The following is a 15,116-nucleotide window of genomic DNA, read 5'->3' as shown; positions in this document are numbered from 1 at the left end:
CTGTCTGGCGAATTCTTATGCACTCAGAACTCATCAGAATACTTCTCAAGCTGCGAGGGCAGGTACATGTTGGTTTTCAGAAATGCGCAGAAACTTTTTGCTCCAAATCTCAGAAAAACCCTTTTGCTGGGCATTTCCTGCTGCGCCATGGCCGCTCAAGCCGCACCGTACATACCAGACAACGACAACACCATCATCACGCGCCTGCCGAGCGCAGTGGTGGCGATGTCCCAACAATTGCGCGCCACTGAAGGCAGCCGCAATGACAATCCTCAAGAGTTGTTCGCCCAGGCATATCGATCCTATCAACTGGCGCTGAGCGAGCAGGATCCCAGGGCTTACGGTAGAACGCTGGCGATCATTGAACAGTGGCCAGACAACGTTAGCAAACCGGTGTCGCTGCGGCTGATTGCTGCGGCCGTGCTGCAACACAATCATGAATTCGCGCCTGCACTGGATGAACTTCGTAGCGTTCTGGAAGAAGAGCCAGGTAACGCACAGGCATTAATGATTCAGGCACAGATAGGCCTGGTAACGGCTCACTACCCATTGACACAGAAAAGCTGCGATGCACTTGTAGACCGCGTGGAGCGAGCATTCCAGATTAACTGTCAGGCACAGCTAGACGGGGTCACTGGCAAGGCTGATACGGCACTAGACACACTGACGCAGGAACTTGACTCCGGCCGCCCGATGAGTCGCCAGGCCTTGCTGGAAGTACATATTACGATCGCCACAATAGCACACCGGCTGGGTGAAAATGATATGGCTGGCCAGCACTACCTTGCAGCTCTGACAATGGCGCCAGATAACACCTATTTGCTGAACAACTATGCACAGTGGTTGCTCCAGCAGGAAAGATACCGCGACGTGATCGCGCTGCTGGGATCAGAACCGGATCCAACAAGTAATGTAGAACTTGGCGTGATGCTGACAAACGCACTGCTTTCCTCACCGGATGCGGCCAACAGCAACCGCGCAGAGTCATTGATCGCAGAACTGGAGGTTTATTTTGAGACTGCCTACCGGCGAGGAGAGAATTTGCCCGTTAAGGAGTTTGCCCGTTTCGCATTGGACATTCAGGGCCGTCCTGAAGCCGCACTGGAGGCAGCCATGAAAAACTGGACCTCCCAGAAAGAGCCCTCTGATGCTTTGCTGCTGGCCGAAGCGGCAGCTGCCGCTTCGCGTCAGGACGTTATAGAAAACCTGCGTGACTGGACGGACAGCACTGGCATGCAGTACGCAGCTCTCGACACACTCATTGCTACTGGCAGCGCGAGGTAATCATGAAACGCAGACTGATGTCCATATTTGTGTTGCCGCTGTTGTGCCTTGTTGCGTCGGGCAATCTCAGCGCGCACACCTTGAGTGACAGCTACCTGAACCTTTCACTGGATCAGCAGAGTGTTTCGGGTCACTGGCTGATTGCCGTCGAGGACCTCGAACTGGCAATTGGCCTGGATGGCAACGCCGACTCAGCCATTACATGGGGTGAAATTAGCCAGCACCGTTCACAGATCAGAGAATACGCAGCTTCCCGCCTCACCATGGCGTCCGACGGCCAGCCGTGCTCCCTTGAAATTGGCACGCTGATGATCGAGCAATTGAATGCGGGTCCTTTTGTTCACCTGCCGATTACCGGTCTGTGCAATGGCGTCGCGGAAGTCACCCTGAGTTACAGCCTGATGTTCGACATCGACTCTGCACACAGAGGCATACTCAGTCTGCGGAGCAACGATGAGACTTATGTCAGGGTTTTCTCACCCGACACTGCGACATATGAGATTGACACTGAACTTCCATCAGATGCCGAATATCTATGGACCTTTTTCATTGAGGGCATCTGGCACATCTGGATCGGACTGGATCACATCCTTTTTCTGCTTGCCCTTCTGGTGGCCATCGTACTGGTCAAAACTCCAGGCGCCACCGGCCAGCAACAACCTGCGAATGTACCGTTCAGCACGTATTTCTACGACGTCATCAAAGTTGTTACCGCTTTCACAATCGCACATTCCATAACACTGATACTGGCCACACTTGAGGTGGTTTCCCTGCCCGGGCGATTTGTGGAATCGGTCATCGCGCTATCTGTGGCGATATCAGGCATCAACATACTCTATCCCTTGTTCAGAACACGTGCCTGGCAGTTCGCCTTCATATTCGGCTTGATTCACGGCTTTGGATTCGCCGGCGTGCTGGGCGATCTCGCTCTACCTCAACAGCTGCTTTTTGGCAGCCTGCTGAGCTTCAATATTGGCGTCGAAGTGGGGCAGATCGCGATTGTTCTGGTGCTGGTGCCAATACTGGCCCTGCTGGGCAGGGCCACTTTCAGCCGGCGGCTTGCGCTCGGCACCGCCGGCCTGGTCATCACCGTGTTTGGTGTACTGTGGCTTCTGGAACGCTCGCTGTCACTGTCGGTACCGGTATTGTCCTAGGGCCTGAAAACACCAACATTCGCATAGCCGGCATCTTTCAGATGCGAGGCGTGCAGTCGACTCATCATGCCTTTGTCGCAATACAGCAGGTACTGGCGTGACTGTGGCATTGTCGCAAACTGACTCGCCAGCCTGAAAAACGGCACCTGCAGCACTTCATGACCTGAAAGCTCAAATGGTGCCCGCTCCAGCTCGTCGGGGTGGCGGATGTCGATGACCACAGCCTCCGGGGGCGCCACAGAAAACTCTGGAGGCTCGACATCACGCCTGTTGAGCACCTCGACAACCCGGTCAATGCTCTGGTATTCACTGGCTTCGATGGCAGCATCCAGCACCGCCGGATCCATCTGACGCTCTTCGTGCTCTACACGGCTGCGTTTGGCGTGAGTGGTAGGTTTCACTGAAATGACGCCGCAGTACTCGGGCACATTCACTGAAAAGGGCTCGGTGCCTATCGCTCGGGCTGTATTGATGATTTCCTGCTTGTCAGTGACGATCAATGGCCGGAGGATCATCATGTCGCAGACTCGATCAATGACATTCAGGTTAGGCAGCGTCTGGCTGGAGACCTGAGAAATCGCCTCCCCTGTCACCAGTGCTCGTAGCCGCATACCAATCGCTATGCGCTCTGCTGCACGCAGCATCTGCCGTTTGAGTATGACGCCCATGTGGCCGCTGTCGACCTTCTGTGTAATCTCCGTCACGACGCCCTCGAACGGTACGCTGACAAACTTCACGCGATGTGAAGAGCCAAACTTCATCCATAGATAAAGCGCAACCTCTTTCACCGCAAACTCGTGTTCCCTGCCACCCAGATTGAAGAAAACAAAATGTGTCTGCAGGCCGCGGCGCATTGTCATGAAACTGGAAACTGCTGAATCAAATCCGCCCGATATCAGTGACAGCACCTGCTCCTGAGTTCCCAGCGGATATCCACCCAGGCCATTGATCTGTTCTTTGACGACGTAAAGAACCTTGTGACGGATTTCGACTCGAACCGTGATCTCGGGATTATTTAGGTCTACCCCTTTAGCATCACTGTTGTGCAACAGATACCCACCCACCTGACGCTCGATATCGCCGGATGAATAGTCATGCGTGCCGGTACGCTTGCAGCGCACCACAAAGGTTTTTCCGGCCAATGCACCACGATAGTGCAGCAGCACAGACTCTGCAATTTCTTCGATGCTCTCCGGCAGCGGGAGCTTCTCCACAGGCCTTACCACTGATATGCCCGGCGTGCTCAGCAATGCATCAAGGACGCCGCTTTCCAGCGCCTGGTCCAGGTCCCCGGTATCAACTTCCAGAATGTCCCAATTGCCAACCACAGAAATCTTCTCATCCAGTCGCTGCAGGATAATGCGCAGATTGCGGCGCAGCGCCTTGACCAGTCGCATACGCACAGGTCGTGATTTGACGGTCATTTCTGGAAAAAAACGTACTACATAAAGCATTAACTACCTCTGGATTTTGGGGAATATGAGACAAAACTAGGATTGTCAGTAAAAGCTTGCCTTAAAACAGGGCGATAGGCACTATACCAGTGCATGTAGCTGCACAATGCACTTATTTGGTGCATCACAAACAGGACGCATGTGTTAACTGCTTGATATTCAAGGCCTGACCACACCTTCCATTGTGGCATGAGTCTTGCTCATCTCAGTGCACTGGGGGTCAGGCGGCAACCAAAACATTATAGTGCCGATTCCCCTGCTTGTTGAGAGCAGATTATTGCAAGACCTTTAACCTGTGTCCGCACCCGACTTCAGATCGGGGAGGCCACTATTAATTCTCGATCACTCGGAGGATCAGGAATGTCTAAGACATTAGAAATGATTAAAGAAAATGACGTGAAATGGGTTGATCTCCGTTTCACCGATACCAAGGGCAAAGAGCAGCACGTTACCTTCCCGGCCGACAAAGTCGATGAAGGTTTCATGGACGGCGTGATGTTCGACGGTTCCTCCGTAGCCGGCTGGAAAGGCATCAACGAGTCAGACATGATCCTGAAGCCGGATGACACTACTGCCGTCATCGATCCCTTCTCTGATGAAGTACAACTGAACCTGCGCTGCGACATCATTGAGCCACGCACCATGGGTGGTTACAACCGTGACCCACGCTCTGTTGCACGCCGTGCAGAAGAATACCTGAAGTCTACCGGCATCGGTGACAAGGCGTTTTTCGGCCCTGAGAACGAGTTCTTCGTGTTTGACGAAATCAAGTGGCACGTTGGCATGGACTACTCTTTCTTCAAGATCGGCAGTGAAGAAGCCGCATGGTCAAGCAGCAAGAGCATTGAAGGCGGCAACCTGGGTCACCGTCCTCGCGTCAAAGGCGGTTACTTCCCCGTTCCTCCAGTCGACTCACTGAGCGATCTGCGTGGCGCAATGTGCGACACCATGACTGCCATGGGTCTGGACATCGAACTGCACCACCACGAAGTGGCCAACGCTGGTCAGTGTGAAATTGGTGCCAAGTTCAACACTCTGGTTTACAAAGCTGACGAAGTACAGATCCTCAAGTATTGCGTACTGAACACAGCACACGCTTTCGGCAAAACTGCAACCTTCATGCCCAAGCCACTGGTAGGCGATAACGGTTCTGGTATGCACGTTCACATGTCTATCTCCAAAGATGGCAAGAACACCTTCGCAGGCGACGGCTACGCTGGCCTGTCAGAAACTGCTCTGTACTACATTGGCGGTATCATCAAGCACGCCAAGGCACTGAATGCTTTCGGCAACGCTTCAACCAACAGCTACAAGCGTCTGGTAAAAGGCTTCGAAGCACCAACACTGCTGGCCTACTCCTCACGCAACCGTTCCGCTTCCATCCGTATCCCATACGTACTGGGCGGCAACCCGAAAGCGATCCGTATCGAAGTGCGTTTTGGTGACAACACAGCCAACCCTTACCTGTACTTTGCAGCCCTGCTGATGGCTGGCCTGGACGGTATCGAAAACAAGATCCACCCTGGCGACCCAGCCAGCAAAGATCTGTATGACCTGGAGCCGGAAGAAGAAGCAGCAATTCCACGCGTTTGCTTCTCTCTGGACGAAGCGCTGGATGCTCTGGACCAGGATCGCGAGTTCCTGAAGAAAGGCGGCGTATTCTGTGACGACCTGATAGATGGTTACATCGAACTGAAGCGTCAGGACTGCACACGCCTGAACAGCTCAACGCATCCGGTCGAGTTTGATATGTACTACAGCCTGTAAGGGTTGCTTGTCACTATCATCTGATGGTTAAAACAAAGCGCCTGGCCGGGCTCCCCAGCCAGGCGTTTTTGTTGGAACAGCGCGAAGGGATCTCTGCGTTAATGAGTCCCACGATTAACTGACTGACGGACATTTCATGCTGAGTAGCACCAAATTATACCGCCGACTGATGGACACACTGTCCACGGCCATCCTGGTGATGGATGATCAGTTGCGGCTGCGCTACCTGAATCTTGCAGCGGAAAGTCTGCTGGCCATCAGCGGCCGACAATTCAATCAGTCGTTTATCGGCGACATCATGGTCAATGGCGATCAGGATATCGCGGATATTCGCACGGCCCTTCAGCAGGGTCACAGCTTTACCAAACGCAAAACCCAGATTCACCTTCTGCACGGCAAGACCCTGCAGGTGGACTACACGATCACACCCATGACCGATATGGATGAAGTTGCATTGGTCATGGAAATTCAGGGCATCAACTATGCTGAGCGCATCAGTCGCGATGAGAACCTGATCTCTACACATGAAACAACCCGGGAACTGGTTCGCGGCCTGGCGCACGAAATTAAAAATCCGCTTGGCGGCATTCGCGGGGCTGCGCAACTGCTGGCCTCTGAACTGCCTGCCGATACCGACCTGACCGACTATACCAGTGTGATCATCGAAGAGGCTGACCGGTTGCACAAGCTTGTCGATCGCCTGGTTGGCTCGAGAAAGCCCATGGAGTTCCGTACGCTTAACGTTCACGAAGTGCTCGAACGTGTGCGCAACCTGGTCGAGGCTGAAGTACGCAACATGGATATCACCGTGGTTCGCAATTATGACCCCAGCATTCCGGAAATTCAGGGTGACTCTGAGCAGCTGATACAGGCCGTTCTAAATATTGTGCGCAATGCCGTACAGGCCCTGGAAAGTCCTCATGTAAAACATCGCTCGGGCATCATCGAACTGGGCACCCGTATCATGCGCAATATCACCATCGGCACGGTTTATCACCGACTGGTGACGCGTATCGATATCATCGACAACGGCCCGGGCGTTCCAGCAGAGCTAAAAGACAATATTTTCTTCCCGATGATCAGCGGCCGGGCCGAAGGCACTGGACTTGGCCTGTCTATTGCACACTCAATTGTCAATCAACACAAAGGCATTATCGAATGCAAGAGCGAACCTGGCCGCACGTGTTTTGCCATTTACCTGCCGGTAAACACGCCGACCATTCCATCCAACGACATCGGCAGTGGCCAGTTTGGCAAGTAGCCTTGACGGAGTAATATGTCATGAACAAACACAACACGGTCTGGGTTCTGGATGACGACAAGTCCATCCGCTGGGTTCTCGAGAAATCTCTGAGTCGCGCGGGAGTCAGTACACACTCATTTGATAACGGCGACGACCTGCTGCACCGCCTGGAAAAAGACCGACCTGATGCCATCATCAGTGATATCCGGATGCCTGGTATTAACGGCCTGGATTTGCTGTCGACGGTACATACTCGCTTCCCCAGTCTTCCGGTCATCATCATGACGGCGCACTCTGACCTGGACAGCGCTGTCTCATCGTATAGCCGCGGCGCATTTGAATATCTGCCCAAGCCGTTTGACATTGATGAAGCGGTTGCCATGACTCAGCGCGCTCTGGAGCATGCCCGTGAACAGCACATGGACATTCCTGCGCCCACGCTGGAGAACAGCAAGGAAATCATCGGCGAAGCGCCAGCGATGCAGGAAGTCTTTCGGGCCATTGGCCGCTTGTCTCAGTCCAATATCACGGTACTTATTAACGGTGAGTCCGGCACAGGTAAGGAGCTGGTCGCTCATGCCCTGCACAAGCACAGCCCACGGAGGGAGAGGCACTTTATTGCTCTAAACGTGGCCGCCATTCCCAAGGATCTGATTGAATCCGAACTGTTCGGCCATGAAAAAGGATCCTTCACCGGCGCCACGACTCACCGCACCGGCCGGTTTGAGCAAGCCAATGGCGGCACACTGTTTCTTGACGAAATTGGCGACATGCCCGCCGATACGCAGACTCGCCTGTTGCGTGTTCTTTCTGACGGTGAGTTTTATCGAGTTGGCGGCACAACGCCAATCAAAGTGGATGTACGAATTATCGCGGCAACACACCAGAATCTGGAAAAGCTGGTCGGCCAGCACCTGTTCCGGGAAGACCTGTTCCACCGCCTGAACGTGATCCGCATTCACATTCCGAGGTTGCGTGATCGCCGCGAGGATATCCCACGTCTGGCCCGCCACTTCCTGGCACGGGCCGCTGAGGAGCTGGATGCTGAAGCCAAAGTGCTGCGCCCGGAAACCGAGAAATACATTACGGGGCTTAGCTGGCCGGGCAACGTCCGTCAGCTGGAAAACTTCTGCCGCTGGATTACCGTGATGGCTTCCAGTCGCGAAGTCCGCATTGACGACCTGCCGCCAGAACTGATGGATCATCAGGCACAAAGCAGCGGTTCAGGCAGCTGGACACAGTTGCTGGAGGAATGGGCAAACCAGGAGCTGAATCTGGGGCACTCGGCCATTCTCGATCAGGCTACACCGGAGTTTGAGCGCACCATGATCAATGTCGCTTTGAAACACACTCTCGGTCGGCGCCGGGATGCAGCGCAGTTACTGGGGTGGGGTCGCAACACCCTGACCCGTAAGATCAAGGAGCTGGAGATCGAGGATTCGGGCGGCGACGCTGACGAAGATTGATCTCTCGCCCCGCGCCTGCTAGCTCTGCCTGTGTAGCTTCAGGCGTGGACGCGACGCCCTCGTCTGTGGCTATAATCGGGGCATGCCCAACACCACAGAACAACGCCAGCAGATACTGGCAGGCCCCATACTACGCAGGATGGAACCGGGGCGGCTGGTCATCTGGCTGGCGAGTCAGTCCCCACTTGATTTCCGGCTACAGTTGTCCGTCGACCACGATGAATGGCAATCCGTGCTACCTGTCACGCACCACCCGGTCAGGGTAGGCGAACATTGTTATCTCCACCTGTTGAGCTTCACACCTGCAGCACCTTTGCCGCAAGATCGGTTCATAGAGTACGACCTGCTATGGCTGGACGGGCACACAAAGGACTGGCATGTCCTGACTGAATGGGCTGCGGATGCTGCACAGCCAGGACAGTCTCTGCCACGATTTGTGCTGCGCAGCCGAACGGACAAACTGTTGCACGGCTCCTGTCGCAAGCCACATCACGCATCCGATGGCGGCATGGTCACGGCAGCAAACTGGCTGGCGCAGCGCAGCGAACAGCCAGATCAGTGGCCGGGCGCCCTGCTGTTGTCTGGCGACCAGGTTTATGTGGATGATGTCGCCGGCCCCATGCTTACCGCCATCCATCAGTTGATCAATAAACTTGGCCTGTACCCCGAAACCATCGAAGGCGCTCTGGTCAACAACAGCAAAGAGCTGTTCGACAGTGAATACAATTACTACCGTCGCGGCGAGCTTCACGCGGCGAGCGGCTTTTCAACGCCTCCGGCATGGGTTACGTCGAATTCGACAGCGAGGGCAAACCGGTAAATGTCGAACAGATCACCCCCACCGGCTCCGCCTGTTTCAAAATGGAAAAAACAAGCGGGTGACAGCGGTTGAAAAATCGCCTATGCGCCCCTATATTCAGCCAACCATGTGATGTCCTGCCCAGGCTGGACACAAGTCCGCACATCATGACAGGCCAATAAGAATATGATTGAAATCAGTCACGTAACCAGGAAGTTTGAACATTTTACGGCGGTGGACGACCTCAGTTTCTCCGTGTCCGAAGGCGAGGTACTTGGATTCCTCGGTCCAAACGGCGCGGGCAAGTCCACGACCATGAAGATTATCACCGGTTTTCTGGCTCCCACTTCGGGCACCGTGACCATAGACGGTCATGATATTCGCACCGATCCGCTGGCTGCCAAGCAGCTCATTGGTTATCTGCCAGAAGGCGCCCCCAGCTACCCCGATATGACTGTATTGGGGTTCCTTGAGTTCATCGCACAGATTCGCGGCTACTCTGGCACAGAAATGCAGCAGCGTGTCGAAAAGGTCCTGAATGACGTTGACCTGAGCAGCGTTTGCGAACAGACCATCGATACCCTGTCCAAGGGCTTCAAACGGCGCGTAGGACTGGCACAGGCTATCCTGCATGATCCCAAGGTCCTGATTCTGGATGAACCGACGGACGGCCTCGACCCCAATCAGAAGCATCAGGTTCGCCAACTGATTCGCAACCTGGCCAAAGACAAGATCGTCATCGTTTCGACGCATATTCTTGAAGAAGTCAGTGCCGTGTGCACACGCGCCATCATTATCGCCAATGGCCGTATTGTTGCCGATGGCACACCTAACGAACTGGAAGCGCAGGCCCCGGTTACCGATGCTGCCGACATGCCGACAGCACCGGGACGCCTCGAAGCGTTTTTCCGCAGTGTCACAGCGCAGGAGGCCTGATCAGCATGGACTCACTATTCGGCAAAACCGGCATTATTTTCAAACGCGAGCTGATGGCTTACTTCAGCACGCCTCTGGCTTATGTGTTTATCGTCATCTTCCTGGTGATGAACGGCATATTCACCTTCGACCTGGGTGGTTTCTTTATTCGTGGGCAGGCTGACCTGCAGCCATTTTTCAACTTCCATCCCTGGTTGTATCTGTTCATGATCCCGGCACTGGCCATGGGACTCTGGTCCGATGAGCGCAAGACTGGCACCATCGAATTGTTGATGACACTGCCCATCAAACTGCGCGACGCCGTACTCGGCAAGTTCCTGGCTGCGTGGGTATTGAGTGGCGTTGCCCTGCTGCTGACATTCCCGATCTGGATTACCGTCAATTACCTGGGTAATCCGGACAATGGCGTCATCCTGGCGGCATATATCGGCAGCTGGCTTATGGCCGGCGGCTTCCTCGCCATCGGCTCCTGCATGTCAGCAATGACCCGTAATGCGGTGATTGCCTTCATTCTGACGGTGGCGATCTGTTTTGCCTTTGTAGCCTCTGGCTCTGCCATTGTGCTCAACGCGTTCTCAGGATGGGCGCCAGAGTTTCTGACCAACGCCATCGCCAGCCTGAGTTTTCTGACGCATTTCGATGCCATCAGTAAAGGCGTGCTGGATATCCGCGACATGCTGTTCTTTGCAGCTGTCATTGGTGCCTGGCTAATGGCATCGGCCATCGTCATTGAAATCAAGAAAGCCAACTAGGAGCAGCCGGCCATGAAGAACAAAGCACTCTATTCGCCTGCCGGGCTGGCTACTGTCGCAGTCGGCCTGATTATTGTCATTACCCTGATCAGTCTGCTGCCCAGACTGCGACTGGACCTGACCCAGCAGAATCTCTATACCCTCAGTGATGCAACCCGCGACATCGTCAGCGATCTTGACCGCCCGCTGGAACTGACTTTCTTCTACTCGGAAGAAGCCGCCTCCGAGGTGCCTCAGGTGCGCACCTATGCACAACGCGTCCAGGAAATGCTGCGCGAGATCGTCATTGCCAGTGATGGCATGCTGAGTCTGGAAATGATTGATCCGGAGCCCTTCTCCGCGGAAGAGGATCTCGCCACAGCCTACGGCATACAGTCCGTACCATTGGCACAGGGCCGGGAATCAGTCTACTTTGGTGTTGTGGCATCTGACCCCAGCACCGCAGAAGATGGTGAGCCCGGTGTCTATGAAACGATTCCGCTAATCCGCCCGGATCAGGAAGAGTTCCTGGAATACGAATTTGCGCGTCTGATTACTCGCGTCATTGACCCGGACCCGACCGTGGTGGGCCTTATCACTTCACTGGACATCGATGGTGGCTTCAACCCTGCCACGAACCAGGCAAGTCGTGCCTGGGCGGTTATGGATACCGTCCGCTATATGTATGACGTGGAACGTCTGCAGCTGGACGTCGAGGAGATTGGCGAGAATATCGATATCCTGATGATCGTCCATCCTCAGGATCTGCCCGAACAGACACTGTACGCCATTGATCAGTTTGTGCTGCGTGGCGGTCGCGCGATTGTGTTTGTTGATCCCAATTCCGACACACAGACACAGATCGCAATGAGCGGTGGTGGCTTCCGCGACACCATGGCATCGGACCTGCCGGGCCTGCTGGAAGCCTGGGGAGTTGACTACAACCCGGAACAGGTTGTCACCGATAGCGAACTCGCCCTTTACGTGACCCTTCAGGCAGGACAGCGTCCGGTTGCACATTACGGCATGCTGGGCATTCAGCGCGAAGGCTTTGCTGACGATATCGTCAGCGGACAGCTGGAAGTGATGAACATGTCATCCACTGGCTCACTTTCACCGATTGAGAGCGCCAGCACCACATTCGATCCACTGATTCAGACATCGGAACAGACCATGCTGATGGCGCCCGGTTTCTTCAGTGAAATGGGTGACCCGACTCTGCTGATCGATGAGTTTGAGTCTGAGAACCGACGGCACACGCTTGCCGCGCGCGTATCAGGCCCCGCCCAGACAGCCTTCCCGCAGGGTGTGCCGGTTGAACCAGAGCCTGCTCCGGTGACCATTGGTGCGCCAGCGACCGAGGCCTCCGACGACCCCCTGAGCGCTGCGGAAGAAACCGAAGAGCCCGCTGAGGCAGAAGTGACCTACCGCATGCCAGACAACCACCTCAGCGAGTCCGATGGCGATATCGCCGTTATCGTGGTTGCGGACAGCGACGTGCTGGCGGATCGCATGTGGGCGCAGTCACAACAAATTGCCGGTCAGCGTGTCATAAATGCCTTTGCCAGCAACGGCGACTTCATGATCAATGCGCTGGACAATCTCAGCGGCAGCACCGAACTGGTCAACATCCGCAGCCGCGGACGCTACGCACGCCCATTTACACGGGTACTGGATCTGCAGCGTGAAGCTGACGAGCGGCTGCGTGCGGAAGAAACCCGTCTGCTGGAGCGCCTGTCGCAAACCGAGCAGCAATTGATGGCGCTGAACCAGGAAGGGTCTACCGGTATTTCACCGGAGCAGGAAGCCCAAATTGAACAGTTCCTGCAGCTGCAGCTGGAGACCCGCCGCGAACTGAGAGACGTGCAGTTCCGCCTGAATCAGGAAATCGATCGACTGGGCACCGTGCTGCAGATCATCAACACCTGGTTGATTCCAGCACTGCTGATTATTGTCGTACTGACAGTGTCACTGCTGAAGTCGCGTCGCCGACGCCGATTCGCGCACGCACGCTAAGCCTGCGAGACGGGCTTTTGAAAAACGTAATCGAGGCAGTCAGTGCGAGACAAAAACAGGCGAAAAAGCGCAGTTTACACCGAGTAAATGAGCATTTTGAGCCTGTTTTTAACGAAGCAATGGCAACACACGACTGCATGGATGCAGGAGATAGGGCGACGCAGGACGCCAAAGCCGAGATAGTTTTTCAACAGTCCGTTAGTGGATAGGCAGATAGATGCTGACCCGGGTGCCCTCTCCGGGTCGGCTGTCTATCAACATACGACCACCATGCGCTTCCGCAATCAGATTACAAAGATAAAGTCCTAACCCAAACCCGCCGGTATTACGCGTACGGGAGTTGTCCACCCGGTAGAAGGGTTCCTTGACGTGTTTAAGGTGCTCAGCAGAGATACCTTCTCCGGAGTCAGAGATCTGCAGCAGCGCCTCGTTATCTGAAAACTCCACATGAACAACAACAGGGCGGTTGCGGCCATGCCGCATGGCATTGTTGACGATATTGGCAAACAACAGACGTATACGCAGCTTGTCGATATGCATGGCCCTGTCGTCGTCAGGCAGCTCGACCACCAGCCCGCCTTCGTATTCACGGTACTGCTCCGACAGCATGCCGATATAGTCGGCAAAATCCACATCGTCCGAAGTCAGTGCCGAGTGCTTCGTGCTCAGGCGTTCTGCTTCGATCAGGTCGGAAATGAGCAGGTCTATCTCATTGATGTCCTCGCTCAAGGCTTCCTTCAGATCGCCCTCGTCCATGAACTCCAGTTGCAGTTTGGCTCGGGTCACGGGCGTGCGCAGCTCGTGGCTGATCGCCAGCAGCAACTGCCGCTTTGCCTCCAGCATGGACTGCAGCGAATCAGCCATGTGGTTGATACTTTCCGTCAGCTCGCCAAGCTCGTCATTACGGGCGACTTCAACGCGATAGCCGAGATCACCCTCGCAGATTTTTTCCGCTCCCTGACGCAGGCGTCCGACCGGATCCATCAAACGCCGGACCAGCAGGTAATTGGAGAATAGTATGACAATCGCAAAACCCAGGCCGATGTAAATCACCAGGTAATCGAAGTCACTCAGGGAGGGCGACTTCCGGTTCAGGAAATACTCATAACCACCGCGGGCGACACGTATCACCTGCTCACTGCCAACGGCAAGCATCTCCGCATCTTCTGACAGGCGCCGCACAAACTCAGCAGCCGAGATATCCAGATCCGACTGATCATCTGACTGCCAGTTGATGTAGGGACTGCGAATAATGATGGTCAGCGACAGATCTTCGGCTAGTTGCTCTGCACGCTCCATATTGGGAGGAATGCCAATGGCATCTATGATCAGGCGAACATTGTCGAGATAAAAAACGGGTAGCGGATTAAGCCGCTCGCGGCGCCAGTTTTCGTCGATCTGACGCAGAGACAGGGTAATCGTGATGAGGAAGAAAATCACAGTGCCGGAAAAGATCAGAAAGAGTCGAAAGTACAGCGACTCAGTGACTTTCGGCAGGCGGAACTTCATTTTAACTGGCCGACAAACGTGTAGCCGCGCCCCCAGACAGTTTTAATGAAGCGTGGCGTTTTGGAGGTGTCCTTGAGTTTGTGACGTAATCGGCTGACCAGCGTATCAACAGCGCGAGAGAACAGTTCTGCATCAATACCACGCAGGCGATTCATTAGCTCGTCACGTGTAAAGGTCTTGTTGGGCGACTGCATGAACAGCACCAGAAGTTCATACTCCATCGTGGTCAGCTCGATCAGTTCACCGTCCAGATGCACAGTCCGGCGAGCTGTATCAACCTCCAGCCCTTCGATTGATGGCAGGTCACTGCTGGGTCGCGTATCATCACCAGCTCGGCGCAGAATGTTGGCAATCCGGGCGACCAGCTCACGGGGTTCAAAGGGTTTGGGTAGATAGTCGTCTGCACCCAGCTCCAGACCCACGATGCGGTCAGTCACTTCGCCATGCGCTGTCAGCATCATGATGGGCAGGTGACCGTAGACAGAGGATTTTGCGCGGATTTCGCGACATATTTCAAAGCCGTCTTTCTCTGGCAGCATGACATCCAGAATCAGCAGGTCCGGCTTGGAGCGCTTGAGCAGTTCAAATCCCTTCGACGGCGTGTGCGCCACAGTAACCTGCATATCGTAGCGCTCCAGATACTGCGTCAGTAGCTGGCCGAGTTTTTCGTCGTCGTCAATAATCAGGATTTGTTTCATAACGCGGGAGTTTACGAATTTGCCAAGGATAAATCAATCTGATAAAAACACGCGCAGGC

Annotated in this window: 11 protein-coding genes and 1 pseudogene; 9 read left to right on the top strand and 3 right to left on the bottom strand. The window is 54.7% G+C overall.

Features of this window, described 5'->3' with window-relative positions; genetic code table 11:
- Positions 1 to 66: 66 nt before the first annotated feature.
- Together LVD14_RS05260 and LVD14_RS05255 are read left to right on the top strand one after the other, a co-directional pair.
- Entirely contained in the window at positions 67 to 1,284 is a 1,218-nt protein-coding gene (locus LVD14_RS05260) for a hypothetical protein (protein WP_237132987.1), read from the top strand.
- Positions 1,285 to 1,286: 2 nt separating this feature from the next.
- The gene (locus LVD14_RS05255; RefSeq protein ID WP_237132986.1) at positions 1,287 to 2,438 is read left to right on the top strand and encodes a HupE/UreJ family protein; all 1,152 of its coding nucleotides are present in this window, start codon (positions 1,287 to 1,289) and stop codon (positions 2,436 to 2,438) included.
- On the opposite strand, the gene thiI is transcribed toward LVD14_RS05255, so the two are convergent.
- Positions 2,435 to 3,892, bottom strand: coding sequence for a tRNA uracil 4-sulfurtransferase ThiI (gene thiI, locus LVD14_RS05250; RefSeq protein ID WP_237132985.1), 1,458 nt, complete (start codon positions 3,890 to 3,892; stop codon positions 2,435 to 2,437). The two genes, LVD14_RS05255 and thiI, sit on opposite strands and share 4 nt — an antisense overlap.
- Positions 3,893 to 4,252: 360 nt before the next feature.
- Here thiI and glnA point away from each other — a divergent pair, with 360 nt between their 5' ends.
- The 7 genes and pseudogenes from glnA to LVD14_RS05215 all read left to right on the top strand — a co-directional run bounded on the left by glnA (position 4,253) and on the right by LVD14_RS05215 (position 12,850).
- Positions 4,253 to 5,659 (top strand): type I glutamate--ammonia ligase, encoded by a 1,407-nt coding sequence (glnA, locus tag LVD14_RS05245; RefSeq protein ID WP_237132983.1) that lies wholly within the window; start codon positions 4,253 to 4,255, stop codon positions 5,657 to 5,659.
- A 136-nt stretch (positions 5,660 to 5,795) separates the two neighbouring features.
- On the top strand, positions 5,796 to 6,920 hold the full coding sequence (gene glnL, locus LVD14_RS05240) for a nitrogen regulation protein NR(II) (RefSeq protein WP_237132982.1): 1,125 nt from the start codon (positions 5,796 to 5,798) through the stop codon (positions 6,918 to 6,920).
- Positions 6,921 to 6,940: 20 nt separating this feature from the next.
- On the top strand, positions 6,941 to 8,368 hold the full coding sequence (glnG, locus tag LVD14_RS05235; protein ID WP_237132981.1) for a nitrogen regulation protein NR(I): 1,428 nt from the start codon (positions 6,941 to 6,943) through the stop codon (positions 8,366 to 8,368).
- Between the two features lie 82 nt (positions 8,369 to 8,450).
- Positions 8,451 to 9,188 carry a hypothetical protein gene (locus tag LVD14_RS05230; RefSeq protein WP_237132980.1) on the top strand — a complete coding sequence of 246 codons (738 nt, stop codon included), beginning with the start codon at positions 8,451 to 8,453 and terminating at the stop codon, positions 9,186 to 9,188.
- A 165-nt stretch (positions 9,189 to 9,353) separates the two neighbouring features.
- Positions 9,354 to 10,043, top strand: a pseudogene (locus LVD14_RS05225) (ABC transporter ATP-binding protein); the annotation flags it as partial.
- Between the two features lie 65 nt (positions 10,044 to 10,108).
- Positions 10,109 to 10,855 carry an ABC transporter permease subunit gene (locus LVD14_RS05220; protein ID WP_237132978.1) on the top strand — a complete coding sequence of 249 codons (747 nt, stop codon included), beginning with the start codon at positions 10,109 to 10,111 and terminating at the stop codon, positions 10,853 to 10,855.
- A gap of 12 nt (positions 10,856 to 10,867) precedes the next feature.
- A complete protein-coding gene (locus LVD14_RS05215) occupies positions 10,868 to 12,850 on the top strand; it encodes a Gldg family protein (protein WP_237132977.1) in 1,983 nt (660 codons plus the stop codon).
- Positions 12,851 to 13,048: 198 nt separating this feature from the next.
- On the opposite strand, the gene LVD14_RS05210 is transcribed toward LVD14_RS05215, so the two are convergent.
- Together LVD14_RS05210 and LVD14_RS05205 are read right to left on the bottom strand one after the other, a co-directional pair.
- The gene (locus LVD14_RS05210) at positions 13,049 to 14,359 is read right to left on the bottom strand and encodes a sensor histidine kinase (RefSeq protein ID WP_237132976.1); all 1,311 of its coding nucleotides are present in this window, start codon (positions 14,357 to 14,359) and stop codon (positions 13,049 to 13,051) included.
- Positions 14,356 to 15,057, bottom strand: a complete 702-nt coding sequence (locus LVD14_RS05205; protein WP_237132974.1) for a response regulator transcription factor — start codon at positions 15,055 to 15,057, stop codon at positions 14,356 to 14,358. Before LVD14_RS05205 ends, LVD14_RS05210 begins: the two co-directional genes overlap by 4 nt.
- Between the last annotated feature and the right edge of the window lie 59 nt (positions 15,058 to 15,116).

The organism is Pseudohongiella sp. O18, from assembly GCF_021729085.1.
Taxonomy (GTDB): domain Bacteria; phylum Pseudomonadota; class Gammaproteobacteria; order Pseudomonadales; family Pseudohongiellaceae; genus Pseudohongiella.
This window is presented reverse-complemented; position numbering and strand designations above follow the sequence as displayed.